General features: G+C 64.8%; 22 protein-coding genes. 12 read left to right on the forward strand and 10 right to left on the reverse strand.

Translation table 11 applies throughout. From position 1 onward, the window contains the following. Nucleotides 1–272: 272 nt before the first annotated feature. Both AC1DYU_RS20160 and AC1DYU_RS20165 read left to right on the forward strand, forming a co-directional pair. A complete protein-coding gene (locus AC1DYU_RS20160; RefSeq protein WP_158485003.1) occupies nt 273–1,484 on the forward strand; it encodes an amidohydrolase in 1,212 nt (403 codons plus the stop codon). Nucleotides 1,485–1,751: 267 nt separating this feature from the next. Further along, complete coding sequence (locus AC1DYU_RS20165) at nt 1,752–2,330, forward strand: tyrosine phosphatase family protein (RefSeq protein WP_476793168.1); 579 nt, start codon at nt 1,752–1,754, stop codon at nt 2,328–2,330. A gap of 163 nt (nt 2,331–2,493) precedes the next feature. On the opposite strand, the gene AC1DYU_RS20170 is transcribed toward AC1DYU_RS20165, so the two are convergent. The 3 genes from AC1DYU_RS20170 to AC1DYU_RS20180 all read right to left on the reverse strand — a co-directional run bounded on the left by AC1DYU_RS20170 (nt 2,494) and on the right by AC1DYU_RS20180 (nt 7,714). Continuing rightward, entirely contained in the window at nt 2,494–4,200 is a 1,707-nt protein-coding gene (locus AC1DYU_RS20170) for a mucoidy inhibitor MuiA family protein (protein WP_476793169.1), read from the reverse strand. Between the two features lie 246 nt (nt 4,201–4,446). Further along, entirely contained in the window at nt 4,447–6,510 is a 2,064-nt protein-coding gene (locus AC1DYU_RS20175; protein WP_476793170.1) for a methyl-accepting chemotaxis protein, read from the reverse strand. A 322-nt stretch (nt 6,511–6,832) separates the two neighbouring features. Next, complete coding sequence (locus AC1DYU_RS20180) at nt 6,833–7,714, reverse strand: type 1 glutamine amidotransferase (RefSeq protein ID WP_476793171.1); 882 nt, start codon at nt 7,712–7,714, stop codon at nt 6,833–6,835. A gap of 114 nt (nt 7,715–7,828) precedes the next feature. Here AC1DYU_RS20180 and AC1DYU_RS20185 point away from each other — a divergent pair, with 114 nt between their 5' ends. Continuing rightward, nucleotides 7,829–8,779, forward strand: coding sequence for a DMT family transporter (locus AC1DYU_RS20185; protein ID WP_476793172.1), 951 nt, complete (start codon nt 7,829–7,831; stop codon nt 8,777–8,779). Between the two features lie 112 nt (nt 8,780–8,891). Here AC1DYU_RS20185 and bla read toward each other — a convergent pair whose 3' ends face one another. The 4 genes from bla to AC1DYU_RS20205 all read right to left on the reverse strand — a co-directional run bounded on the left by bla (nt 8,892) and on the right by AC1DYU_RS20205 (nt 13,185). Then, nucleotides 8,892–9,884 carry a class A beta-lactamase gene (bla, locus tag AC1DYU_RS20190; RefSeq protein ID WP_476793173.1) on the reverse strand — a complete coding sequence of 331 codons (993 nt, stop codon included), beginning with the start codon at nt 9,882–9,884 and terminating at the stop codon, nt 8,892–8,894. Nucleotides 9,885–9,930: 46 nt separating this feature from the next. Continuing rightward, nucleotides 9,931–10,212, reverse strand: coding sequence for a DUF1902 domain-containing protein (locus AC1DYU_RS20195; protein WP_476793174.1), 282 nt, complete (start codon nt 10,210–10,212; stop codon nt 9,931–9,933). Nucleotides 10,213–10,217: 5 nt separating this feature from the next. After that, nucleotides 10,218–11,807, reverse strand: coding sequence for a phosphoglycerate dehydrogenase (serA, locus tag AC1DYU_RS20200; protein WP_476793175.1), 1,590 nt, complete (start codon nt 11,805–11,807; stop codon nt 10,218–10,220). 199 nt (nt 11,808–12,006) lie between these two features. After that, complete coding sequence (locus AC1DYU_RS20205; RefSeq protein WP_476793176.1) at nt 12,007–13,185, reverse strand: phosphoserine transaminase; 1,179 nt, start codon at nt 13,183–13,185, stop codon at nt 12,007–12,009. 197 nt (nt 13,186–13,382) lie between these two features. On the opposite strand from AC1DYU_RS20205, the gene AC1DYU_RS20210 reads away from it, so the two are divergent. From AC1DYU_RS20210 to AC1DYU_RS20225, 4 genes are all read left to right on the forward strand, one after another. Further along, nucleotides 13,383–14,105: a hypothetical protein gene (locus tag AC1DYU_RS20210; RefSeq protein ID WP_476793177.1), complete on the forward strand. Its 723-nt coding sequence runs from the start codon at nt 13,383–13,385 to the stop codon at nt 14,103–14,105. After that, complete coding sequence (locus AC1DYU_RS20215) at nt 14,105–14,677, forward strand: hypothetical protein (RefSeq protein WP_476793178.1); 573 nt, start codon at nt 14,105–14,107, stop codon at nt 14,675–14,677. Before AC1DYU_RS20210 ends, AC1DYU_RS20215 begins: the two co-directional genes overlap by 1 nt. An 8-nt stretch (nt 14,678–14,685) precedes the next feature. Further along, entirely contained in the window at nt 14,686–15,498 is an 813-nt protein-coding gene (locus tag AC1DYU_RS20220; protein ID WP_476793179.1) for a hypothetical protein, read from the forward strand. Between the two features lie 859 nt (nt 15,499–16,357). Further along, entirely contained in the window at nt 16,358–16,621 is a 264-nt protein-coding gene (locus tag AC1DYU_RS20225; RefSeq protein ID WP_476793180.1) for a hypothetical protein, read from the forward strand. Nucleotides 16,622–16,779: 158 nt separating this feature from the next. On the opposite strand, the gene AC1DYU_RS20230 is transcribed toward AC1DYU_RS20225, so the two are convergent. The 3 genes from AC1DYU_RS20230 to AC1DYU_RS20240 all read right to left on the reverse strand — a co-directional run bounded on the left by AC1DYU_RS20230 (nt 16,780) and on the right by AC1DYU_RS20240 (nt 19,299). Then, on the reverse strand, nt 16,780–17,235 hold the full coding sequence (locus tag AC1DYU_RS20230) for an RbsD/FucU family protein (protein ID WP_476793181.1): 456 nt from the start codon (nt 17,233–17,235) through the stop codon (nt 16,780–16,782). A 160-nt stretch (nt 17,236–17,395) separates the two neighbouring features. Continuing rightward, a complete protein-coding gene (locus tag AC1DYU_RS20235) occupies nt 17,396–18,259 on the reverse strand; it encodes an amidohydrolase family protein (RefSeq protein WP_476793182.1) in 864 nt (287 codons plus the stop codon). Then, entirely contained in the window at nt 18,256–19,299 is a 1,044-nt protein-coding gene (locus tag AC1DYU_RS20240) for an aldo/keto reductase (protein ID WP_476793183.1), read from the reverse strand. The genes AC1DYU_RS20235 and AC1DYU_RS20240 overlap by 4 nt, the downstream gene beginning before the upstream one ends. A gap of 181 nt (nt 19,300–19,480) precedes the next feature. Here AC1DYU_RS20240 and AC1DYU_RS20245 point away from each other — a divergent pair, with 181 nt between their 5' ends. The 5 genes from AC1DYU_RS20245 to AC1DYU_RS20265 all read left to right on the forward strand — a co-directional run bounded on the left by AC1DYU_RS20245 (nt 19,481) and on the right by AC1DYU_RS20265 (nt 24,554). Further along, the gene (locus tag AC1DYU_RS20245; protein ID WP_476793184.1) at nt 19,481–20,833 is read left to right on the forward strand and encodes an ABC transporter substrate-binding protein; all 1,353 of its coding nucleotides are present in this window, start codon (nt 19,481–19,483) and stop codon (nt 20,831–20,833) included. Between the two features lie 128 nt (nt 20,834–20,961). Further along, the gene (locus tag AC1DYU_RS20250) at nt 20,962–21,894 is read left to right on the forward strand and encodes a carbohydrate ABC transporter permease (protein ID WP_158482811.1); all 933 of its coding nucleotides are present in this window, start codon (nt 20,962–20,964) and stop codon (nt 21,892–21,894) included. Between the two features lie 160 nt (nt 21,895–22,054). Then, nucleotides 22,055–22,873 carry a carbohydrate ABC transporter permease gene (locus tag AC1DYU_RS20255; RefSeq protein WP_158482812.1) on the forward strand — a complete coding sequence of 273 codons (819 nt, stop codon included), beginning with the start codon at nt 22,055–22,057 and terminating at the stop codon, nt 22,871–22,873. Between the two features lie 82 nt (nt 22,874–22,955). Further along, nucleotides 22,956–23,852 carry a dihydrodipicolinate synthase family protein gene (locus AC1DYU_RS20260; protein ID WP_158482813.1) on the forward strand — a complete coding sequence of 299 codons (897 nt, stop codon included), beginning with the start codon at nt 22,956–22,958 and terminating at the stop codon, nt 23,850–23,852. Nucleotides 23,853–23,876: 24 nt separating this feature from the next. Then, nucleotides 23,877–24,554 (forward strand): GntR family transcriptional regulator, encoded by a 678-nt coding sequence (locus tag AC1DYU_RS20265; protein WP_476793185.1) that lies wholly within the window; start codon nt 23,877–23,879, stop codon nt 24,552–24,554. Nucleotides 24,555–24,729: the final 175 nt, after the last annotated feature.

The raw sequence follows: 24,729 nt of genomic DNA on the forward strand, positions 1-24,729 counted from the left end.
TGCGTGTCTTGCGCGTGTCGTTTCGGGCAAGGGCCGGACATGAAAAACCCCGGCGCAAGACCGGGGTTCCGAGGCAGGTTCTTGCAAGCCCTCATGAGCCAACCGCGCGCCAAGGTCAAGCTTGGCGCGCATGGATGGCGCCGTCGCCAGCGTGTAGAACAGTATGCGGGCGCCATAAACACGCCGCGCTGGCAGGCTTCATGCTTGCCTCGCGGGGCTGGGCCGGTGGCCCGAATCAGAGATGCGCGACGGCGCGAAGGGGACAAACAAAGATGACGAGCGAACTCGACGCCTGGCTTGAACGGCATCATGCCGAGTTCACCGCGATCCGGCGCGACATCCATGCCCATCCCGAGCTTGGCCTCGAAGAGCATCGCACGGCGGCGCTGGTGGCGAAGAACCTGCGCGAATGGGGCGTCGAGGTCACCGAGGGCGTTGGCGGGACCGGCGTCGTCGGCGTCATCCGCGGGCGCCGTCCCGGGCAGCGGGCGGTGGGCCTGCGTGCCGACATGGATTGCCTCGCGCTGATCGAGGATACCGGCCTGCCCTACGCCTCGACCACGCCCGGCAAGATGCACGCCTGCGGCCATGACGGCCACACCACCATGCTGCTCGGCGCGGCGCGCTACCTGGCCGAGAACCCCGATTTCGGCGGCACCGCGATCCTGATCTTTCAGCCGGCGGAGGAGGGGCGCGGCGGTGCCAACGCCATGCTGGCGGACGGTTTGTTCGAGCGCTTCCCCTGCGACGCGATCTACGGGCTGCACAACACACCGGGCATGCCGGTCTCGCATTTCGGCACCACGGTCGGGCCGTTCCTGGCCTCGGCCGATAGCTGGTCGGTGACCTTCCGCGGCGTCGGCGGCCATGGCGGCTCGCAGCCGCATCTCTCGACCGACATCACCTATGCGCAGGCGCAGTTCGTGCTCGGCCTGCAGGGCATCGTCGGCCGCAACGTGCCGCCGCTCGACACGGCGGTGATCAGCGTCGGCTACATCCATGGCGGCTCGACCGAGGCGTCGAACGTGATTCCCTCCGAACTCGTGCTCGGCGGCACGGCGCGGACTTACTCCGCCGAGATCCGCGACACGATCGAGCGGCGCATCGGCGAGCTCGCCTCTGCGACGGCGCTGGCCTGGGGTTGCAGGGCCGAAGCGCATTACCATCGCGGCACCAGCCCGCTGATCAACAAGGCCGAGCAGGTCGAGGTCGCGGTCGCTGCGGCATCTGCTTCCGTTGGCGCTGCTCATGTCGATGCCAAGCTGCGGCCCGGCACCGGCGGCGAGGATTTCGCGGAGATGATGCTGATCAAGCCCGGCGCCTTCATGCGGATCGGCAACGGCGTCGCCGCCGACGGTTCGTTCAAGGGGCTGCACACGCCGCTCTACGACTTCAACGACGCGATCATCCCCGACGGCGTGCGCTATTGGGTCAATATCGTCGCCGAGGAGCTCGGGATGCAGCCGCAGGCGGTGGCGGCTTAAGGCGCCATCACAAACCCTCAGCCCTCATCCTGAGGAGCCGCGAAGCGGCGTCTCGAAGGATGCTCCATGAGGTTCCGGAGACATCTGGAGCATCCTTCGAGACGCGATCTGCGATCGCTCCTCAGGATGAGGGCTGAGGTGAGGCGCTGCTGTAGATCGAGGGCAGCCGCGTGTCGTCATGCACGGCTCCCCTCCATTCCTGTCGGTTGCACGGTTTGCCCCCCGCGCTGTAAGCGGCTTGCATCCTGAAACCAGCCGGTCACCACCATGCAATCGCTCGCCATCTCGACCTTGACGATCTGCGGCATCGAGGAGCTGCCGTCGCATGGCGTGCGCCGCGTCAGCCATGTGCTGTCGCTGCTCGATCCCGATCTGCCGGAGCTCGATGCCTTCGGCACCTATGGCGAGCACCACCGCGTGACGCTGCGCTTCCACGACATCATCGACCCGGCGGCGGGGAAGGTCCATCCCGAGCCCGTGCATGTCGAACAGATCCTGCAGTTCGGCGAGAGCCTGCGCGAGGGCGTCAGCGAGCGGGTCGAGGGCCATCTTCTCGTGCACTGCCATATGGGCATCTCGCGCTCGACGGCCGCGATGCTGGCGCTGATGGCGCAGAACGATGCCGATGCCGACGAGGACGCGCTGTTCGCGCGCCTGCGCGGAGTGCGCCCGCAGGCTTGGCCGAACTCGGTGATGATCGGCTTCGCCGACGCGCAGCTCGGGCGGGGCGGGCGGCTCGTCGGGGCGTTGCGCCGGCATTACGGCCAGCAGCTCAAGATCCAGCCGCAATACACCGACTGGATGACGCGGCTGGGGCGCGGGCGCGAGCTGGAAATGGCGCTCTGAGGGTCTGCGTTTTTTCCTCGGAAACACCGTCGTCATTCCGGACAAGCCGCGAAGCGGCGCCGATCCGGAATCCATCGAAGGGCAATGCGCTTTACGATGGATCCCGGGTGAAGCCCGGGATGACGGGCCCGGTCCTGCGCTATCCGGTCATAACACGACCCGCTTAATTCCCCGTCCGCTGCGACGAGGCTGAGGCCGGCTGCGGCGCGTAGGTGACCTCGCGATCACCCGGCCATTTGATGCGGTAGGAGACCTTGATCTCCTTCTCCGTGCCGGGCGCCAGGTCGAAGGTCCAGGCCGAGACGCCGCGCTTGTCTCCGACCTGCTTTTCCGTCGGCGGGGTGGTCTGGGCCGCGATGGTCTCGACCGTGATCGCGGTGCTCTCCGAGAAGGGAATGCGCTCGGTCACCGTCACCTTGACCGGTTGTGCATGCAGGCTCTTCACGATCGTGCGGAACTCGCGCAAATCGGTGCGGGTCTGGCCGAGCCAGGTCGGCTCGTTCTCGCGGCGACGGACCGGGGCGCGCGAGACCTTCAGCTTGTCGTCGGCGCCGAAGCCGAGCTCGACCTTGTCGCCGGGCGCCACCAGCCCGAGACGCCCGCGCCCGATATAGGTGCCGTCACGATGCAGCGCGACCGTGCCGGGCAGCAGAGCCGCGACCTCCTCATGGGTGAAGGCGGCCTCGAGATAGGCGGTTTCCTCGAGCTCGGGCGTGACGCGGGCAGACAGCGTCGGCTCGACCTTGTTCTGGCTCAGCACCACGGTCTTGGAGGAGCCGTCCTGCGGGATCGAGACGCGGCCAGGCACCTGGAAGCTTGCCTGATAGGCTGACGCCTCGACCTGCGCGGTCTGGATTTCGGCGGCGACCGACCGGGCCACCTTCTGCGTGCTCTCGGCGTCGGCTTCGGCCTTGGCGCGGGCGGCTGCCATCGGCGCCGGGGCGGCGGGAGCGGCGCCGAAGCGCTGGCGCGACTCGTAGATCGCCGGCGGCTCGAAGAACATCACCTGCATCGGTGGGAGATCGGGCGCGCGGGTGCCGCCGGCGGAGCGCGTGGTCGAGAGCGTGAGCGCGATGTCGCTCCAGTCCTCGCCGGTGCGCTGGCGCAGCTCGGCCCGGCGGACGAGGTCGATCGCGGGCTTGGCGGTGCCGCTGCCGGTCGTCAGCCTGGCCTCGTATTGCGGCGTCCAGCCGGCGCCGCCGACACGATAGGTCACGGCGAATTCGGCGGCGACGGGCGCCGTCGCCTCGACGGCGATGGCGATGTCGCGCTTGGGCGCGCCGGTGCGCAGCGTCTGCGGCTGGGCGCGCTCCAGCGCGGCGATTTCGGCATCGACATCACTGGTGCGGGCACGGACGCCGCGCAATTCCTCATGGACCTTGACCAGCGAGGTGCCGATCGCATCGAACACCGCCGGCCAGTCGGCGACCGGCAGGGCCTTGCCGTCGGGGCCGAGCTTGTCGGGGCCGATCTGGGCGAAGCGCTCGATGGTGGCGCGCTTGGCCTCGATCGAGGCGGCACGTCCGGCCAGCACCTCCTTCTCCTCGCGCAAGGCCTTGAGCTTGCCCTCGATCACCGCATCGAGCACCGGGCGGGCCTCGCCGGGCGTAAGGCGGACATCGACGGCGCCGACGGCGAAAGCGCCATTGCCCTTGCCCTCGACGCGGATGGACGCTGGGTCGATCGTCGCCGGCAGTCCGCGCAGGACGATTTGCGACGCGCCCTGGAGCAGCTCCGCCTTGCCCATTCGCGTCACCACCGCGCCGTCCGGATAGACGGTGACGCGCTCGATGCGGGAGGCCAGTTCGGTCTCTGCCGCGCCGGCCAGGCTCGGGGCGAGAATCAGGGCGGCGGCAAGTCTGGTCATCATGGTGTGCTATCCCCTCCGACAATCACGAGGCCGTGATAGGCGGGTCCGATTTCGGCGCGGCCAAGGCTGAATTGGGCCCGACTGCGGACAGCCTCATCCAGCGCTTGCCGCGTCGCATCCTGCATTTGGGGGAGGGCGCCCGCCGGTAGGGCGCTGGCGAGCACGCCATGCGCCTGTCCAGAGATGCGAAAGCCCGGCCGCAACGGGCCGGGCTTCCTTGATGATGTCGGTCGCGGCGCAGCCGGTTTAAAACTCTTCCCAGCCCGTGTCGCTGCCGCGGCTGTTGGCGACCTTCTTTGCCGGTGCGCGGGTCTGGACGAAGGCGGCTTCGGCGAGCTGGCGCAGGCGCGCCGGTTCGAAGTGCACGGGCTCCGCTGCAGGCTTGACCAGAACCGGAGGTACAGGCGTCCGTGCCGGCGCCGTGCCGCCGTCATTTGTGCGGAAGACCGCGACCAGCGCGTTGAGTTCGCCGATGCGCGAGGAGAGCGCACCTGCGGAGGCAGCGCTTTGTTCGGACAGCGCCGCGTTCTGCTGGGTCATCTCGTCGAGATGGGCGACAGCCTGGCTCATCTCCTCGACGCCGCTGGCCTGTTCCGCCGAGGCCGAGGAAATCTCGGCGATCGTGGCGGCGACCTTGCGCGATGCCGCGAGGATGTGTTCGAGCTGCTCGCCGGCCTGACGGACCAGCTTCACGCCCTGTCCGACCTCCGTGTTCGAGGACGAGATCAGGCCGGAGATGTCCTTGGCCGCCTCGCTCGAACGCTGCGCCAGGGTGCGGACCTCGGAAGCCACGACCGCGAAGCCCTTGCCGGCATCGCCTGCGCGGGCCGCTTCCACCGCCGCGTTCAAGGCGAGCAGATTGGTCTGGAAGGCGATGTCGTCGATGACGCGGATGATGTCGGAGATCTTCTGCGAGGCGGTCTCGATGCGCGACATTGCCGCGACGGCATCGCCAGCGATGGCGCCGCCCGACTGGGCCGCCTGCATCGCCTCGCCGGCAAGGGCTGCCGCCTGCCGCGAGGCCTGGGCCGAGGCCTTCACGGACGCTGCGAGTTGTTCGGTGGTGGCGGCGGTTTCCTCCAGGCTCGACGCCTGATCTTCCGTCCGCTTCGACAGGTCGTCGGCGCCCGTGTTGATCTCGCGGGCGGCCAGGCCGACATCGGCCGAGGTCGCTTGAATCGTCCGCATCGTCGAAGACAGGCGCTCGACCGTCTCGTTGATGGCGTTCTTCAGATCGGCGAAGCGGCCGCGATAGGCTGTGTCGACGCGGTTCGTCAGATCACCGGCGGCGATGGCCTGCAGCGCCGTCGAGAATTCGCGGGTGGCGCCATCGACCACGGTGTTGATCTCGTTGATGCCGGCGACGAGCTTCTGCATCTGCTCGTCGGCCTGGTCGATCTGGAGTCGCGCCGAGAAATCGCCGGCCGCCGCAGCCGCCACGACCTCGCCGACATCCGACACCACGGCTTCCATCGACTGCGCCCGGGCAAGCCGCGCCGCTGAGGAGGCGCGCTCATGCTCCTGCATCAGCGAAATCTGCTCGCAGCTTTCCCGCAGCACCAGGACGGCCTGCGCCATCGCGCCGATCTCGTCCTTGCGGTCGAGATGGGGAACCGCGACCTTGAAATCGCCTTGCGTGAGGGCCCCCATCGCGGCGTTGATGTCCAGCATCGGGCTGACCAGCGAGCGCTGGGCGAAGAAGACCGCCACCAGGAGCGAGCCGAGCAGCGTGACCGCCAGCACGATCGGCAGCCCGATCTGGGCCTTCTGGGTGAAGTCGGCTGCGTCCTTGCCGAGCGCTTCGCCCGTCGCCTCGTTGCTCTTGGCGAAAGCCACCAGCAGATCGTTCAGGGCCTTGCGGTTGGTGCGGTTGGCGTCGTTGTTGCCCTGGACATTGGCGGCGGCCGTCGAGACCTCGCGGGCGAGCCGAATGGTTTCCGAGCGGAAGGTGATGAAATCCGCGATGGCCTTCTCGATCGCGCGGGTCTGGGTGCGTCCGGCCTCGGGAGCGGTCCGGGTGAGATCGGCTGCCAGCGCGCGCAACTGCGGAAAGCGGGCCTCCATGCCCTTGGCGAAGGGCTCGGCATCCGCGGCCGCCTTCGACATGTAGACGCCGCGGGCATCCATCACGACACCCAGCACGTGGCCATTGATCCGGTCGGTGATCAAAGCGAGATCGGCCTGCATGGCAGAGCGCTGGTTGAGATCGTGGGAGCGCGACAGCGCCCACAGGCCCAGCGCCGATGACAGCAGTGCGCCCAGCGAAATGATCGCCATGATCGCGACGATTTTGATGCGGATGGATTTCAAGGCTTCTTGCCCTTGGCTACGGCGCAACTGAGCGTCTTTGATCGGGAGCAGGCAGGCATCGTTGGTGCCGCAGCGGAGGCGAAGAGCGAGAGCCGTCGCGCCATCTGCGTCAGTTTAGAATTCCTACAGGTTCTGTTTAATATTGAATTAATCAGCTCGGTGATTGCCGTTGGAGTGAGCAATTCTATCGGCTTGCATACGACCGAGGCGTTATCTGCCGCGCGACGGGTGGCCCAGGTCGCCGCCTCTGGGTAAGGGCGCGCGCGTCATCGTCGCGCTGCCTTCGTGCGGGCCGTGCTCGCCGATCAACCGGTGACGAATGTCAGGCGCGTCCGCGCGCGCTCGCCTGCGGCTGGACGCGGTGGGTCAGGAAGTTGCGCAGCTCGGTGACGCGGCGCTGGTCGTCTAGCACCTCGGCATCGAGGGCGTGGGCCCAGGCGAGATCGCGCCGCGCGGGGTCGGCGTCGAGCGCGCGCAGATCGGCGAGCCAGCCCTGGGCGGCGGCCTCATCGGCACGAAAACCCTCCTCGATCAGCAGCGGCACCATGCGGCCCATGATCGAGGCGACCTGGCGCAGCGGGAATTCGGGGTGGTACTGCACGCCCCAGAAGACGCCGCCGCCATGGCGGATCTCGGCGGCCTGGACCTGGCTGTAGGCGTTCGACGCCAGGATCGTGGTGTCGTGCGGCGGCAGGGCGACGGTGTCGAGATGGATCGCCGGGGCGTCGAAAGCGGCCGGGCGTCCCGCAAGCAGCGGGTGGGCCCGGCCGGCTTCGTTCGGCATGATCTTGCGGGCGAAGCCGACCTCGCGGCCCCTGGGATTGCGGATGACGTTGCCGCCGGCCGCGACCGTGCCCATCTGGATGCCCCAGCACGAGCCGAAGCAGGGCGTGCCGCTGGCATAGATCGCGCGCATCAGCGCGATCTGACGGGTGACGGCGGGCTGGAGCTCGTAGATGTGCAGCGCCGAGCCGGTCAGGAAGATGCCGTCATAGGCCTGCAGGCCGGCACCGTCGGGCAGGTTCGCGCCCTCATCGGCCGGCAGGCAGATATCGCTGATGGCGCCGGGCACGATCGCGGCAATCTCGGCGGCATAGGCCTGCGCCGGCTGCGTGCCATAGCCGGCGGCATGCGCCTCGCGCTGCTCGCGAGTATTGCCGTCCACGAAGAGCAGGCGGAGCGGGCGGGCTGAAACTTTGATCATGGGAGATGGCCGGCGGAAGGACTGCTGCGGAGGGATGCGCCGGGCGCCGGGCATCCGTGCGCCTCATCCCACATGACGGGAAGCACGCGCAAGGCTATTGCAGGTGCCCGTCAAATGAGCAGGCCCTTTCCCTTGCCCCCAGCCAGAACTTTGCCTCCAGCCAGAACTTGGCCGCAGCGCCTCTGGGGCAATCCTTATCCGCTCCTGGTCGTGACCATGCTGATGTGGGCCGGCAACTCGATCGCGAGCCGGCTGGCGGTCGGCAACATCCCGCCGATGGCGCTGACCTCGCTGCGCTGGGTCTTCGTCTGCGCGGTGGTGCCGTTCCTGCTGCGGCGGCAGATCGCCGAGCACTGGCCGGTTCTGCGCCAGCGCTGGCGCTTCATCGCGGCGATGGGCGCGCTCGGCTTCACCGCGTTCAATGCGCTGATGTATATCGCCGGCTATTCCACGACAGCGATCAATATCGGCATCCTGCAGGGCGCAATCCCGATTTTCGTGCTGATCGGCGCCTTCATCGCCTATCGCACGCTGATTGCGCCGCTCCAGGCGCTGGGCGTCGGCGTCACGCTGCTCGGCGTCGCGGTCACGGCCAGCCGCGGCGACATCGATGTGCTGGCGCATTTCCGCTTCGCGATGGGCGATCTCTACATGATCCTCGCCTGCATGCTCTATGCCGGCTACACGGTCGCGATCCGCCAGCGCCCGGCGATCCCGAGCCTCGTCTTCTTCGTGGCGGTGGCGAGCTTCGCCTGCCTGTTCTCGCTGCCATTGCTCGGGCTCGAGATCGCGACCGGGCATTTCTTCTGGCCGACGACACAGGGCTGGGTCATCCTGGCCTTCGTCGTTCTGGGCCCGTCGATCCTGGCGCAGCTCACCTTTCTGCGGGCGGTCGAGTTGATCGGCCCCGGACGCGCCGGCGTCTTCGTCAATCTCGTGCCGGTCTTCGCGCCGGTGCTGGCAGTCGCGATCATCGGCGAGACGCTGGCGCCCTATCACGCGCTGGCACTGCTCCTGGTGCTCAGCGGCATCTTCATCGCCGAGCGGCTGGGACGGCGGGGCTGACGGTTGACCGCGTCATGCTCGGGCTTGACCCGAGCATCTCGGAAACGATCGCCATCTGGTCATGAGATTCTCGGGTCGAAGCTTCGCTTCGCCCGAGAATGACGGCGTGTCGTCAGCGCAATGCGCCCACCGCAGCCTTCGCCACGGCCGCATGGGTCGCCTCGCGCTGCTTCGCATCGGCGCTCGATCCCGCCAAATAGACCGCGATCGCGAAGACGCGGCCGTTGGGCAGCGTGACGAGGCCGATGTCGTTGGTGGCGTGGTTGATGCCGTCCATCGTCAGCCCCAGCCCGGTCTTGTGGGCGAAGCGGGCGCCTTCGGGGAGGCCGGCGCGGATGCGGTCGGGGCCGGATTTCGTCTCGGTTACGATCTTGTCGATCAGGGCGCTGTGGGCGGGATCGCGCAGCCAGTTGCCCTTGGCCTGCGTCTCGACGAAGAGCACGCTGGCTTCGGGCGTGGCGCTGTCGCGCTTGTCCTTCAGGGCCGCCTGCAAAGCGGCCTGCCGCTTTTTCGGATCGAGTGCGGAGAGCTTGGCGCGATAGGTCGGCTCGTCGATGATTTCGGTCCATGTGAAGCCGGGCAGGCCGAAGACCTCAGGCTGGAACTGCCGCTCATAGCGGTCGACCGAGATGCCGGAGATGCCGCCGCCCTTCAGCATGGCGGTGACGACCTTCGGACCACCGATCTCGCGCATCAGGATGTCGGCGGCGGTGTTGTCGCTTTCGCCGGCCGCGAGCGCGATCAGTTCGCGCAGCGGATAGGTATTGCTCTCGCCTTTGAACGCCTTGGCGAGCGGGCTGTGATAGAGCGAGAACTCGCTGCGCTTGATCGTGATCGGTTGATCGAGCTTGAGCTTGCCGGCCTCGACCGCCTGCAGCGCTGCAATCGCCAGCGGCCACTTGAATACGCTCTGCATCGGGAAGCTCTCAGCCCCGCGATGCGACCAGGTCTTGCGATCCCTGAGATCGAGCAGCGCGACGCCGAGCCGGCCCTTCGACTGTCGCTCGATGCCGGCAATCTCCTTGTCGAGCTTGGCCTTGTCCCAATCGGCGAGGGCGGGCGAGACGGCAAGGCAGGCGAGGGTGAGGGCAGTAGCGCGAAGCATGGGCCTCTCCTGTGAGCGGCGCGCACAGGAGAGGGCGAATGGGGCGTCAGCGCGGCGGCAGCTCGCAGGAGCCGAAGGCCAGTTCGTTGTCGCAGATTTCGAGTTCGATCGGGCAATCGCAGTTGAGCTCGAGGAAATCGGGCACGAGCTGTTTCAGCCGCTCGTGCAGGGCCTCGATCGTCTCGGCTTCGGTGACGATGCCGCTGTCGTCGGTGGCCACCGCGTACCAGACGCCAGCCTCCTCGTCACGACGGACCTCGAATTTCACCGGCGCCATCGGCGCGTCCTTGCCGGGCGCGCCGATGGTACCAAGACCGGGAATGCGCATGGGCTTCAGAACCGCAGCCGCCGCGCCCGCTTGACCATCGGGATCTGGTGGATCTTGTCGAGCAGCTCGTCGGAGATCGCCTCGTCGACGGCGACATAGCAGATCGCGTCGCCGCCGGGCTTGTCGCGGCCGAGCGAGAAGGTCGCGACATTGACGCCGGCCGCACCCAGCAGCGAGCCGAACTGGCCGATGAAGCCCGGCTTGTCGGCGTTGCGGACATAGAGCATGTGCGGCGCGAATTCGGCATCGACCTGGATGTCGCGGATCTCGACGATGCGCGGCTTGCCGTCCTGGAAGACCGTGCCGGAGGCGTGGCGCGGCATGTCCTCGGCCTCGACGACGATGCGGATGACGCTCTCCAGATTGCCGGCGACCTCGCGCGTCATCTCCTCGACGACGATGCCCTTCTCCTTGGCGATCATGGCGGCATTGACCATGTTGATCTCGGGCAGGAAGGGCCTGAGCACACCGGTGATCGCGGCTGCCGAAATCGCCTTGAGGTTGAGGCTCGCCACCGCGCCCTCATACTCGATCCGGATGCCCTTGACCGGCGCCTCGGTGAGCTGGCCGAGGAACGAGCCGAGCTTTTCGGCCAGCGCCACGAAGGGCTTGATGCGCGGGGCTTCCTCGGCCGAGATCGAGGGGAAGTTCACCGCATTGGTGATCGCGCCCTTGAGCAGATAGTCGCTCATTTGCTCGGCGACCTGCAAAGCGACGTTCTCCTGCGCCTCATTGGTACTCGCGCCGAGATGCGGCGTGCAGACGACATTGTCGAGGCCGAAGAGCGGGTTGCTTTCCGCCGGCTCGACCGAGAAGACGTCGAACGCCGCGCCGGCGACATGGCCGGACTTGATCAACTCGGCCAGAGCCGCCTCGTCGACCAGCCCGCCACGGGCGCAGTTGATGATCCGGACGCCCTTCTTGGTCTTGGCCAGCGCCTCGGCGGAGAGGATGTTCTTGGTCATCGCCGTCATCGGGACATGCAGCGTGATGAAATCGGCGCGCTTGAGCAGATCCTCCAGCTCGACCTTCTCGACGCCGAGCTGAACCGCCCGCTCCGGCGAGAGATAGGGGTCATAGGCGATGACGCGCATCTTCAGGCCGATGCCGCGCTCGGCGACGATGGCGCCGATATTGCCGCAGCCGATCAGCCCCAGCGTCTTGGCGGTGATCTCGACGCCCATGAAGCGGTTCTTCTCCCACTTTCCCGCCTGCGTCGAAACGTCGGCGGAGGGAATCTGGCGGGCGAGCGCGAACATCATCGCGATCGCATGCTCGGCGGTGGTGATCGAATTGCCGAAGGGCGTGTTCATCACGATGATGCCGCGCGCCGTGGCGGCGGGGATCTCGACATTGTCGACGCCGATGCCGGCACGGCCGATGACCTTCAGCTTCGTCGCGGCCTCGAGCAGCTTGGCGGTGGCCTTGGTCGCCGAGCGGATGGCGAGGCCGTCATAGTCGGCGATGATCGCGGCGAGCTTGTCCTTGTCCTTGCCGAGGTTGGGATCGAAGGTCACCTCGATGCCGCGATCCCTGAAGATCTGCACGGCGGCGGGGGAGAGGGCGTCCGAGATCAGGACTTTGGGGGCTGTCATGAGGGTGGCTCCGACTGGCGCGGCGCGAGTGCGCTCTGCGCGTGCGTGAATTCAGGAAACGGGGAAACGCGCGGGTCGTCCCGGGCGACCGAAGGGAGACCCGGGACCCATTCCGGAACGGTTCAGGAATGGGTCCCGGATCGGCGCGGCTTTCAGCCGCTTGTCCGGGACGACGTCGCGTTTGTGGGAAGCAGGCGCCTTACGCCGCCTTCTTGCTCAACCCCACCTTGGCCTCGGCGAAGGCGTATTCGATCCACGGCAGCAGCGCCTTGAGGTCGCGGCTCTGGACGGTGGCGCCGCACCAGATGCGCAGGCCGGGAGGGGCGTCGCGGTAATGGCCGAGGTCGAAGCCGGCGCCGGCCTTCTCGATGATCGAGACGACCTGCTTGGCGAAGGCCGCCTGCGCATCGGGCGAAAGCGCCGTCACGGCCGGGTCGGTGAAGGTCAGGCACACGCTCGTGTTCGAGCGCGTCTTCGGCTTCACCGCGAGGAAATCGATCCAGTCGTTCTCGCGCACGAATTTCGCGATGACGCGCAGGTTTCCGTCGGCGCGCTTCACCAGCCCGTCGAGCCCGCCGACCTTCTTCGCCCAGGCCAGCGCATCGAGATAATCCTCGACCGCGAGCATGGAGGGCGTGTTGATCGTCTCGCCCGAGAAGATGCCCTCGATCAGCTTGCCGCCCGAGGTCATGCGGAAGATCTTCGGCAGCGGCCAGGCCGGCTTGTAGGTCGTCAGCCGCTCGACCGCGCGGGGCGAGAGCACGATCATGCCATGCGCGGCTTCCCCGCCCAGCACCTTCTGCCAGGAGAAGGTGGTGACATCGAGCTTGGCCCAGTCGAGCTTCTGCGCGAAGGCGGCCGAGGTCGCGTCGCAGATCGTCAGGCCTTCGCGGTCATCAGCGATCCAGCCCGCATCCGGCACGCGCACGCCGGAGGTCGTGCCGTTCCAGGTGAAGACGACGTCGCGGTTCTTCGTGTCGAGCTTCTTGAGGTTGGGCAGTTCGCCATATTCAGCCTCGAAGGTGCGGACGTCCGTCAGCTTGAGCTGCTTGACGACGTCGGTGACCCAGCCGGCGCCAAAGCTCTCCCAGTGGACCATGTCGACGCCGCGCGCCCCGAGCAGCGACCACATCGCCATCTCGACGGCGCCGGTGTCGGACGCCGGCACGATGCCGATGCGGTAATCGGCGGGCACCTGCAGCACCTCGCGGGTCAGGTCGATCGCGAGTTTGAGCTTGTCCTTGCCGATCTTGGCGCGGTGCGAGCGGCCGAGCGCTGCGTCACCGAGGGCTTTGAGGGACCAGCCGGGGCGCTTGGCGCAAGGGCCGGACGAGAAATGCGGCACGCGCGGCAGCGCGGCCGGAGCCGTGTTCGTCATCGATGTCTCCATCCTTACAGATGGGCGCGCCACGGTGGGGTGGCGTGTCCCGAGGCGGGGGTTAGGACGGCGGGGGTGAGGGAGTCAAGGGTTGGGGGACAGCCCTACCACCTTTAGCGTGGTAGGGCCCCAATCTGCAGTTGAGATGAAACCGAGTGTCGTGCATAAACGCCCGGTGGATCATTGCGAGAATTTTTGTGCAAAAGCCCGCTTTTTCTCAGTTCAAACGGCGACAGCTCATCTTTGAGATACGCTATGATCCGTCTTACGCTATCTGGGATAGAGCGGGCGCGATTAGCTTAGAACTCGATCGTGGATTTGTAAATTTAAAGAATCAAAGCGCAAGCCCTAATGCGATCAGTTTTTCTGCTGACAATCGTTATACTTTGAATGTACTTCTAGATCGAGCGTCGTTGACCGATTATACACCTTCTGGAAATCAGAAAGATCTCTTAACTCAAGTAGAAAAATTTTACTCAATAGTTTCATCAAATTTGAATTTCAAGTTTATTAATAGAATTGGATTGCGAATTATATTTGCATTTGAGTGCAAAACTATCGAAGAGGCGATTAATCGATGCAAATTGTACAATCTTGTAAAGATTCCGGAATATACTTTCTTTGGAATCGATCCGATTAAGGTTTCTCCTCACTATAAAGTTGAAGTAGATAATGGTAACATTGGTTATACGTATCAATTGTATACGCAAACGCGGACGCTAAATCTCGATTTAGCGCCAGATGCTTTGTCTATCGTTGATGTCTCAGAGAAACATGAGAGGCATGATCTAAATATTGACATTGATATGTTTACAAAAAAACCACTGTCGAAAGACAGTTTCCTGCCGTCCTCCGTTCTGCAGGCATGGGTAAAATCCATGCATTCTGATAGTGAGCGTCTTTCGGAGGGGCGTTTCTAATGTCCGGAACCGGGAGCTCCGCTTCGAACGTTATCAGCTTTCGTTTTCAAGCTTCTGACGCTGCGCCTGCTGCCGAATCCGCTGGCATACGCGTTGGCGGTCGACTTAATGTTGATCGGGCTGACGGGCCAGCGAATGAAGGTGTTCTTGATCTTCGTAGTGTATTAATTGATTCAGGAGGTGGAAGACTCAATGATTTTGTCTCACTTTCTGATAATATACGAAAGCGGTTGGAGGCATGTATCGAATTAATCGATGGCGATGATTTATTCGCCGCTGATAATGAGCTAATGCTAGCAAGCAGAGAGTGCCAGAGGCTTTTCCTCTTTAGGGATATTAGCGAGTCAGTCGGCTTGGTATCTCTAAAGATAATCCAAGCAGCGGCGGCCATCGGCGTTACAACGCGCTCTCCAAAAATAATTAAAATTATAGTTAAGTCGTTGAATGCTATCGCTTCATCGCCCTATATGACGTTTGATCAAGCATCTTTACTTGCTGACGACATCGAGGGAGCGGCTGGACAGCTGCGTTTCGCGGGGTATGGAGATTTGATTGGCGCTCTCATCGAATAGGTATTTTTATGAAAGCGTTCGTTGAAACAACTGTTTTAACCGATTTCCTGTTGAAATTGGATGGTTCCGAAATCCGAGCTAGGGATGTTTTACAGAATTACGAATTTATAACTGTTCCGCATTTTGCATGGAAAGAATTTAAGCGGGGCCCGCTAACTACGTTTATTTGGGCACATAATAAATTAGCCGAAACGAAAAGTTTTAATGTAACTCTTCAACGTGTTCAAGGCATGTCGCGTACGCCTAAGCGTTATTTTACGTCGACGGCTATCCAGGCAATTCAGACGGCATTCTCGGCAAATTTTGCCGATTTAGCAACTGCTGACGTATTTGCGCGTTATGGATCGACAAATTTTGATGAGATGATGGCGGATGCATGCAGGCTGGAGCTTCGCCGCGTTATATCCAGAAGTTGGTCGTCAAGATTCAGATTATTTGACGGCATCACTGATACACTTAGTTGTTATCCTGATGCCGAACTTTTCTATGATGACGGAATGATCGTTTATAAGCCTTATGATTGCCCAAAGGGAACGGATTGTTGCTTAAAGGATAAATTGTCTCTTAAAAGCAATTCTCTTAAAAAGATTAGGTTGGCCCTTGGTAAGTTGTCTGATAAGAGCGAAATTATTAAAAGAAGAGAAGTCGTAAAAAGGATAGAAAAGCACCCATCTAGTGTTATGTCTCCGTCTGATTGTCGCTCGTTCGGGGACGCTTATTTCGTTTTATTTTGCCCTGATGGGCATGATATTATAACGACAAATCTTTCAGATATAAAGCCGATGGCTGACGAATTGAATATTAATGTTGTAAAACCATAGAATTATTCTGTTGCTTGATGTTAAGTCTTGCCGTCTGTTGTTTTTCTGTATGCTATCAGGTTGAAGCGTTAATTTTCCTCTGAATGGCAGAAATTGAGCGTGCTGTTGCCCCTCGTAAATCGCGCGGACTATCGTTCGGTGCTCCGCGCAACCTTTTTCCATTCAGGCCCCGGCAAGAGCCGTCTCGTGGCCGGCGGCTGAATTATCCCCGCTACCCGAACCTTCCCCATAATCCCACCACCTCATCCCCGAGGGGCAGCCATCCGGAGGTATGCCGTTGGTGGGGATGGGGTCGGCGCCTGCGGCTGGTCTTACAAGCCAGGCTCGGGAGGCTTCGGGGCACCGCCCTGGGGGTACTACGGCCCCTGTGCGAGGAGCTCGCTGGACGGGACGGCGGAAGCGGTCAGGTCCGACACCGCGGTGTGGCGCACCCGATGGGGCGTTGAGGCTGCAGGACGGCACGGCAGGCCCGCCCGACCTTATAAGCGCGGCCCGGAGACTTAAGAACGCCGACGAGCGGAGCGCCACGGGGCGTGCGGATGGTGGCTCAATCCATCCGCGCCGCAGCCTGGCTCAATGGTTGCGGTCCGATACCCTCGCGCCTCGCGGCGCTCCGCTGCCCCTCATCAACCGACGCGGAAACGCGGGCGGGGATTTGCTGTGCCCTTCGAAGGTGAAGCGCAGCGCAGACCCGAGAATCTCAGGCCGAAAGAGGCTGCGGCACCGGAGCCCTCTCGTCCTGAGATACTCGGGTCAAGCCCGAGCATGACGGCGCCTCTGCTGCGCGCCCCACAGGGGCAGGCAGGCCCGGCATTTCGTGATAGGCAACCGCCCACACCCGCAAACAGGTTCCAAGACCATGGCCAAGAAGACCCCCGAACAATTGTCCCGTGAATTCGAGGGCCGCAAGGCCAAGGGGCTGGCCAAGGGGGCGGCGGCGTTCTGGCCCAACATCATCGCCAATGCCGTGCTGAAGCTGACCGCCGCCAAGGCCGAGATCACGATTCCCGCGCTGAGCGAGCTGATCGCGAGGGATGCCGAGTCCTCTGACACGACGCTGAAGGCCGGCGCGACCGAGGCGCTGGCCCGGCTGCGGCAGGCGGTGGCGAAGGCGGAGGGGTGAGCCCCTTCCATTCCTCCCGCCTGAACCGCTGCGTCATCCTGGGCGACCGCAGGTCGTCCCGGGATCCATCATAGGGCCCCGACGGAGACCTATGATGGATCCCGGAGCTGCGCGGCTTCGCCGCTTGTCCAGGATGACGCGGATTCCCGTGCCTGCCCTCACCCCGGCTCGCCGGCGATGACGCCCTTGCGCAGCAGGAAGCAGCCATAGGGCCGGGGATCGCCGACCTGGACCACGGCGAAGGCCTGTCGCGCCATGTCATAGAAGGCGAAGCGCTCGACGCCGGCGATCGGGATGTGCACGCCCAGCGCCGCGTCGAGTTCGCGCTGGACGGCGGCCTGCACGGCGGGAATCGTCTTGGGCTCGTCGACGACCTGCATGCGGCGCACCGCGTGCGGCTCGAAATCGTCGATCGGCAGCACGGAGAGGATGGCCCGCGCGGCGCGTTCCATCGTCAGCCCGGGCAGGCGGACAAGGCGCCCGCTGGTGGTCGCTCGCGCGATGGTCTCGGCCGGGTGGTTGGCATCGACCAGTGCGAGATCGTCGCCATGGCCCATGGCCGCGAGAATCCAGAGCAGGTCGGCGGAGAGGACGGGGTCGAGATTCTTCAGCATGGCGGGCGTTCCCTTTGTACTTCCGAGCCCTCATCCTGAGGAGGCCGCGCATGCGGCCGTCTCGAAGGATGCTCCAGAAGGCTCCGGCGACTGCTGGAGCATCCTTCGAGACGCGGGCTTTGCCCGCTCCTCAGGATGAGGGCTGTGACGGAATGGGCGTTCACTGGCGTCCCCGGCGGGAGAGATAGAGGCGGGCGGCGTTGCCGCCGAAGATCGCTTCGCGCTGCGCCAGCGTGCAGTCGGACAGCAGCATGGTCGCGGTCTCAAACCAGCTTGCATAGTCGGCGCGCAAAGTCAGCACCGGCCAGTCGCTGCCGAAGATCAGGCGCTCGGGGTCGAAGCTCGCGAGCAGATGCTCGGTCACCGGGCGCAGGGTCTCTATCGTCCAGTCGGCGGCGGCTTCGGTGACGAGGCCCGAGAGCTTGCAGAACGCTTGCGGATGGGCGGCGAGCGCGGTGATGCCCTCGCGCCAGCCGGCGAGATCGCCGCTGACGAGGTCGGGCTTTGTCAGATCAGGCTTGGCGGCGTGGTCGATCACCACGGCGAGTTGCGGATGGCGTTCGAGCACAGCCAGGGCGGCGGGGATATGGCGCGGCTTCAGCAGCGCGTCGAAGACGAGATCATGCGCGATCATCGCTTCGAAAGCCGGGGCGAGCGCGGGCCGGGCGAGCCAGCCATCGTCGGCGATGTCATGGACCATGGGCCGCAAGCCGACGAGCAGCGGGGCGCTGGCGAGCGCGGCGATGGCCTGCGCGACATCGGGCGCGTCGAAATCGCACCAGCCGACGACGCCGGCGACGAAGGTAGTGCGGGCCGCGATGTCGAGCAGGAAGCGCGTCTCGGCTTCCGTTGGCGCGGCCTGGACCAGGATGCTGTGCTCGATGCTGTGGCGGGCGAGCAGCGGTGCGAGGTCGTCGGGGCCGAAGTCGCGGAAGATCGGTCCGAGCTCAGGCGTCAGCCAGCCATAATCACCGCGCGCGAGGCTCCAGAAGTGCTGGTGGGCGTCGATGCGGGGCGCGCTCATGATGTCGCCGGAAGATCCGCGGGCACCGGAACATCGGCGCCGAGCAGGTCTTGCGCCTTCAGCTCGGCCCAGAGCGCGGCGGGAACGGGTTGCGACAGTTCGGCGATCTGGTCCTCGACCTCCGCTGGCGACACCGCGCCCATGACGAGGCTCGCGACAGCGGGATGGCCGAGCGGGAAATGCAGCGCGGCGCGCCGCAAGGGCACGCCATGGCTGATGCAGGCGGCCTGGATCGCGGCAACGCGGGCCAGGATCTCGGGCGGGGCGGGGTTGTAGTTGTATTTCGCACCCGCGACCGGGCCGGTGGCGAGGATGCCGGAATTGAACACGCCGCCGAGCATCAGGCCGATGCCCTTCTCCAGCGCCAGCGGCATGAAGGAGGCCAGCGCCGGCTGCTCCAGCAGGGAGTAGCGCCCGGCGAGCAGCATGGTGTCGAAGTCGCCGGCGCGGGCGAAGCGCTCGCACATCGCGGCCTCGTTGACGCCGACGCCGATCGCCTTGACGGCGCCCGATGCACGCAAGGCTTCGAGCGCGCGATAGGCGCCGTTCATCGCCTCGCTGAAGCGCTGCTCGATCAGCGCCGCGCCATGGGTCCAGACATCGACGTCGTGGATCAGGACGATGTCGAGGCGGTCGACGCCGAGGCGCAGGGCAGATTGCTCGAGCGAGCGCATCGCGCCATCGTACGAGTAGTCGAAGCGCAGGCCATGCGGCAGGCCGCCGAGATAGCCGGAGCCGTCGCCGCGCCCGGCGAAGGGCTCGGCGACGCGGCCGACCTTGGTCGAGAGGGCGATGCCATCACGTCCGGCCCGGCGCAGGGCGGCGCCGATGCGATGCTCGGACAGGCCGTGGCCATAGAGCGGAGAGGTGTCGATCAGCGTGACACCGCCCGCGATCGCCGCCTCGACGGTCGCCACGGCCTGCGCCTCGTCGAGCCGGGCATAGAGGTCGCCGAGCGGGGCTGCGCCGAAGCCCAGCGTCGAGACGGGCAGTCCGCTGCGGCCGAGCGAGCGCGGCGAGAGGGCGTTGGCGGTAGGCATGCGAGGCGTTTCCATTATCGTTGGCGGCACTATGTGCATACCAACATGTTAGCTTGCAACCGTGTTCGATCAGCGCTACCGTCAGCCCCAAGATGGCAGGCGCGGCGGGAGTGAAGCCCGGTACGCTCGTCAGATCAACAGGCCCGAAAAGGGCGCCTCAAGTCCTGGGAGGGACAGTTCGATGAGCGAGACCATTCTCAAGCCGACCCGTCGCGCGCTGATGCGCGGTGCTGCTGCGCTTGGCGCCGCCGGGGCGATCGGCTCGCCGCTGGTGCTGCGCGAGTCGCATGCCCAGGCCGCCTTCAACTGGAAGCGCTTTTCCGGCACGACGATCGACGTGCTGCTGGTCAAGAATCCGCGTTCGGACCTGATGCAGGCGGCCGAGAAGGAGTTCACCGAACTCACCGGCATCAAGGTCTCGGCCGAGCAGGTGCCCGAGCAGCAGCAGCGCCAGAAGGCGGTGATCGAATTCGCCTCCGGCAAGCCGAGCTTCGACGTGTCGGGCATCTCGCTGCATGTGCAGAAGCGCATGGCCGCGAAGGGCAAGTGGTTCGAGGATCTGACGCCCTATATCAAGGACGCCTCGCTGACCTCGCCCGATTTCGACTTCGCCGATTTCGGCGCCGGTCCGGTCGCCTATGCGCGTCAGGCCGATGGCTCGCTCGATACGATCCCGTTCTTCGTCGATTACTGGATGGTCTACTACAACAAGGAGCTCTTCGCCGCGAAGGGCGTCGAATATCCGAAGTCGATGGACGAGATGGCCACCGTCGCAGCCAAGCTGCACGATCCGGCCAAGGGCATCGCCGGCTTCGTCTCGCGCGGCCTGAAGAACGCCAACGTCCCGGTCTGGGCGAGCCTGCTGCTCGGCCAGGGAATCGAGACGACCTCGTCCGACGGCAAGCTCCAGACCGATACGCCCGAGGCCGTTTGGGCGGGCGAGCTCTACAAGAAGCTCAACAAGGATTCCGGCCCGGCCGGCCAGGTCGGCTTCAACTGGAACGAGTGCCAGACCAGCTTCATGCAGGGCCGCGCCGCGATGTGGCTCGACGGCATCGGCTTTGCGACCCCGCTCGAAGACCCCAGCAAGTCGCGCATTGTCGGCAAGGTCGGCTACGGCATCACGCCGCCGGGTCCCAAGGCGCATCACGCCGGCATGTTCGCCGACGGCATGGGCATTTCGCGCGGCTCGCGGAAGAAGCAGGCCGCCTGGCTCTATCTCCAGTTCATGACCAACAAGGCCCAGCAGATCGCCATGCTGAAGGCTGGCGCCGGCGCGCCGGGCCGGGCCTCGGCCTATCTCGACACCGACACGATCTCGCAGTCGAAATTCGGCAAGCAGTATTTCGAGTGCCTGCTCGGCTCGGCCAAGGTTGCGCGCGCGGCGCTGCCGCAGATCGTGCCGGTGACTGAGTTCCGCGACGTCTTCGGCGTGGCGCTGACCAATGCGCTGGGGGGAGCCGATGTCGCGGCCGAGCTGAAGAAGGCGACGGAAACCTTCGCCCCGGTGCTGGTCAAGAGCGAGCAGGGCTGAGGTTCCGCACTTCGCCGTCATGGTCGGCCTTGTGCCGACCATCCACGTCTTCGCTTGCCGAGGGCCGTGTTCAAGACGTGGATGCTCGCCACAAGGGCGAGCATGACGGGTTTGTTCGAGCATAAGTCATGACAGCCACGACATTGCCTTCAGCGACACTGGCCGAGCCGGGCAAGCCCACGCCCTTCCAGCACTCGGCCGATTTTACGCCGCGCTATTGGCTGTTTGCGGCGCCCGCCGTGCTGGTCGTCACGGCGGTGATCGTGTTCCCGTGGCTGTTCACGCTCTACATGTCCGCGCATGACTGGAAGATCGGCGGCGGGCCGGAATTCGTCGGCTTGCAGAACTTCGCCGAGCTGTTCCGCGACACGCGTTTCCTCGAATCGATGGGGCATACGCTCTATTTCACGGTGCTGGCCGTGGTGCTGCCGATCTTGTTCGGCACGGCCGCCGCGCTGGTCTTTCACCGCGAATTCCCGTTCCGGGGGGTGCTGCGCACCGTCTTCGTGATGCCGATGATGGCGACCCCGGTGGCGGTGGCTCTGGTCTGGACGATGATGTTTCACCCGCAGCTCGGCGTGCTGAACTACCTGCTCTCGCTCGTCGGCATCGGCCCGCAGAACTGGGTGTACTCGCCCGACACGGTGATCCCGACGCTGATCCTGGTCGAGGTCTGGCACTGGACGCCGCTGGTCATGCTGATCGTGCTCGGCGGCCTCGCCGGGCTGCCGCGCGAGCCCTATGAATCCGCGCTGATCGACGGCGCCAATGCCTGGCACATGTTCCGCCACATCACGCTGCCGCTGGTCTGGCCGTTCATCATGGTGGCTATCGTGATCCGCACCATCGACGCGCTGAAGGCCTTCGACACGATCTTCGTGATCACCCAGGGCGGGCCCGGCACGGCCTCGGAAACGCTCAACATCTTCCTCTATCTGCAGGCCTTCCAGTTCTACAAGATCGGCTACGCCTCGGCCGTGGTGGTGATCTTCTTCGTCATCGTGATCATGCTCTCGCTGCTGCTGCTCTATGCGCGGCAGAAGTCCAAGTGGAACGCGTGATGGGGCGGATGTCTCCCTCAGCCCTCATCCTGAGGAGCGCTCCGCAGGAGCGCGTCTCGAAGGATGTTTCAGGAGGCTCCTGCACGCGCTGGAGCATCCTTCGAGACGGCGCTGCGCGGCTCCTCAGGATGAGGGCTGAGGGTGTGGGGAGCCATGCTTCATGAAGCGCCTCGCCACCAAGCTCGGGTTCTATTTTTCCGTCTTCGTGCTGGTCTCGCCGGCGGTGCTGGTCTTCCTCTGGATGGTCTCGCTGTCGTTCAAGAACGAGCTCGACAACACCGCCTTCCCGCCAGTCTTCATTCCCGATCCGCCGACGCTGAAGAACTATGTCGACGTCTTCGCGCAGAACAATTTCGCGCTCTATCTGTGGAATTCGATCCTGGTCACCGGCGGCGCCGTGCTGATCGGCCTCGCGGTCGGGGTGCCGGCCGGCTACGGCATCGCGCGCGGCAAGGCGACGAAGTTCGCGATCCTGATCCTGGTCGCGCGGATGACGCCGGCTTTGTCCTATCTGATCCCGCTCTTCCTGCTCTTCCAGATGACGGGGCTGGTGGGGACGATCACCGCGCTGGTGATCACCCATCTCGTCATCACCATCCCGATCATCGTCTGGATCATGATCGGCTATTTCGAGAACGTTCCGATGGAACTGGAGGACGCCGCGCGGATCGACGGCGCGTCGACCTGGCAGGCCTTCCGCCATGTCGCGCTGCCGCTGGCGATGCCAGGCGTCACCGTCGGCGGCATCCTCGCCTTCATCTTCTCCTGGAACAACTTCATCTTCTCGGTGGTGCTCGGCGGCAAGAACAGCCGAACGCTGCCTTCGGCCGTCTATAATTCGCTGACCTTCGAGCAGATTTCCTGGGGCCCGCTGGCCGCCGCCGCGCTGCTGGTGACGCTGCCGGTGCTGCTGGTCACCGTGCTGGCGCAGCGCCAGATCGTCGCCGGGCTCTCGGCGGGAGGGCTCAAGGATGGCTGAAAATACGGTCTCCGCGCGCTTGTCTCGCTTGTATCATCCGACTAACATGTCAGTCATCCCGCTATCCTGAAAGACGACCTCCATGAGCATCGACCCCAACCGCTTCGGCCTCTCCTGCGCCATCACCACCCCGATGCGGGAGGGCGGTGGCATCGACCTGCCGCGGCTGGTCAAGCATGCGCGGCATGTGCTGGCGGAAGGCTGCGACAGCGTCACGCTGTTTGGCACCACCGGCGAGGGCGCGGCGCTCGGCTTAGCCGCGCGGGGCGCGATGATGGGCGCGCTGATCGGCGCCGGCATCGACCCGGCGAAGCAGATCTACGCCGGCATCGCGGCGTCCTCGCTGCACGAGGCCGTCGATCAAAGCCGGCTGGCGCTCGATGCCGGGGCCAAGGGATTGCTCGTGGCGCCGCCGTTCTATTTCAAGGGCGTCAGCGACGAGGGCCTTTACCGCTGGTTCTCGCAGTATTTCGAGAAGCTCGGCTCGTCCGTGCGCAACGTCATCCTCTACCACATCCCGTCGGTGACGGCCGTCGACATCAGCGTCGACCTCGTCCAGCGTCTGAAGACGGCATTCCCCGGCATCGTCGCCGGGGTGAAGGATTCGTCGGGCAGCTACGCCAATACCGAGGCGCTGCTGAAGGCGCATGGTGAGCTCGCCATCCTCGTCGGCGACGAGCGCCAGCTCGCCAAGGCCGTGCGCAATGGCGCCCAGGGCTCGATCTGCGGCGTCGCCAACCTCGTGCCGCATCTGCTGCGGCCGATGGTCTATCAGGGCACCGACAGCCCGATGGTGAATGCGCTGGTCGACGAGATCTGCTCGCATCCGGTGCTGCCCGCAGTGAAAGCACTGGTCGGGCATTTGCATGGCGATGCCGGCTATGGCGCGATGCGCGCGCCGCTGGAGGCGCTCGACGAGGCGACGCGCCAGCGGCTGTTCGCGGCGTTCGACAGGATCACGATGGCAAAGGCCGCCTGACGGCAGCCGGAGAGGGACGACGTCTTGAACCAGCCCGACTCTGAGCCCCGCGAGGCTGAGCCGCTCAAGCTGAGGGAGCGCGCCTATGCTTCCTTCACCGAGCGGCTGCTGGCGCGCGAGATCAAGCCGGGCCAGTTCGTGACGCAGCGCGAGCTTGTCGCGCTGACCGGCCTGCCGCTCGGCGCGATCCGCGAGCTGATCCCGCGGCTGGAGGCGGAAGGGTTGATCAAGACGGTGCCGCAGCGCGGCATGCAGGTCGCCCATGTCGATCTCAACCTGATCCGCAATGCCTTCCAGTTCCGGCTGTTTCTCGAAAGGGAGGCGACGGCGCTCTATGCGGCCAACGCGACCGACGAAGAGATCGCCGAGCAGCGCGCGCGGCACGAGGCGATCATCGTCCGGGCCGAGGCGGGCGGCGACGCAACCCTGATCGAGGATGCCGAGGATGTCGACCGACTGATGCACGAGGCGATCATCGATCATCTCGACAACGACATCGTCTCCAAGGCCTTCCGCGTCACCTGGCTGAAAATCCGGCTGATCCGGCAATATGAGACGCGGATCCAGAACCACATCCTCGTGCCGGTGATGCGCGACCACCTCAAGATCATCACGGCGATCGAGGCGCGCGATCCGATCCGCGCGGCGGAAGAGATGAGCATCCATATCGGCAACGCCCGCACGCGGGCCATGAGCTACTGACGACCAAGAACGACGAAGCCAGACGAGCCGGATAACCGGCCGCCATCAGGGAAGGAACCGTATCCGACATCCCCCAACCCTCATCCTGAGGAGCCGCGAAGCGGCGTCTCGAAGGATGCTCCAGGAGGTTCCCGAACCATCGGGAGCATCCTTCGAGACGCGCTCGTGCCGAGCG

The sequence above is a fragment of the Allobosea sp. P2_B12 genome, from assembly GCF_056404835.1.

Coding starts and splice junctions, on each gene's coding strand:
- AC1DYU_RS20185 (WP_476793172.1), top strand. CDS start 7,829: ATGAGCAGGCCCTTTCCCTTGCCCCCAGCCAGAACTTTGCCTCCAGCC.
- AC1DYU_RS20230 (WP_476793181.1), bottom strand. CDS start 17,235: ATGCTGAAGAATCTCGACCCCGTCCTCTCCGCCGACCTGCTCTGGATT.
- AC1DYU_RS20170 (WP_476793169.1), bottom strand. CDS start 4,200: ATGATGACCAGACTTGCCGCCGCCCTGATTCTCGCCCCGAGCCTGGCC.
- AC1DYU_RS20215 (WP_476793178.1), top strand. CDS start 14,105: ATGTCCGGAACCGGGAGCTCCGCTTCGAACGTTATCAGCTTTCGTTTT.
- AC1DYU_RS20235 (WP_476793182.1), bottom strand. CDS start 18,259: ATGAGCGCGCCCCGCATCGACGCCCACCAGCACTTCTGGAGCCTCGCG.
- AC1DYU_RS20165 (WP_476793168.1), top strand. CDS start 1,752: ATGCAATCGCTCGCCATCTCGACCTTGACGATCTGCGGCATCGAGGAG.
- AC1DYU_RS20195 (WP_476793174.1), bottom strand. CDS start 10,212: ATGCGCATTCCCGGTCTTGGTACCATCGGCGCGCCCGGCAAGGACGCG.
- AC1DYU_RS20180 (WP_476793171.1), bottom strand. CDS start 7,714: ATGATCAAAGTTTCAGCCCGCCCGCTCCGCCTGCTCTTCGTGGACGGC.
- AC1DYU_RS20255 (WP_158482812.1), top strand. CDS start 22,055: ATGAAGCGCCTCGCCACCAAGCTCGGGTTCTATTTTTCCGTCTTCGTG.
- AC1DYU_RS20205 (WP_476793176.1), bottom strand. CDS start 13,185: ATGACGAACACGGCTCCGGCCGCGCTGCCGCGCGTGCCGCATTTCTCG.
- AC1DYU_RS20240 (WP_476793183.1), bottom strand. CDS start 19,299: ATGCCTACCGCCAACGCCCTCTCGCCGCGCTCGCTCGGCCGCAGCGGA.
- AC1DYU_RS20245 (WP_476793184.1), top strand. CDS start 19,481: ATGAGCGAGACCATTCTCAAGCCGACCCGTCGCGCGCTGATGCGCGGT.
- serA (WP_476793175.1), bottom strand. CDS start 11,807: ATGACAGCCCCCAAAGTCCTGATCTCGGACGCCCTCTCCCCCGCCGCC.
- AC1DYU_RS20160 (WP_158485003.1), top strand. CDS start 273: ATGACGAGCGAACTCGACGCCTGGCTTGAACGGCATCATGCCGAGTTC.
- AC1DYU_RS20225 (WP_476793180.1), top strand. CDS start 16,358: ATGGCCAAGAAGACCCCCGAACAATTGTCCCGTGAATTCGAGGGCCGC.
- AC1DYU_RS20250 (WP_158482811.1), top strand. CDS start 20,962: ATGACAGCCACGACATTGCCTTCAGCGACACTGGCCGAGCCGGGCAAG.
- AC1DYU_RS20220 (WP_476793179.1), top strand. CDS start 14,686: ATGAAAGCGTTCGTTGAAACAACTGTTTTAACCGATTTCCTGTTGAAA.
- AC1DYU_RS20260 (WP_158482813.1), top strand. CDS start 22,956: ATGAGCATCGACCCCAACCGCTTCGGCCTCTCCTGCGCCATCACCACC.
- bla (WP_476793173.1), bottom strand. CDS start 9,884: ATGCTTCGCGCTACTGCCCTCACCCTCGCCTGCCTTGCCGTCTCGCCC.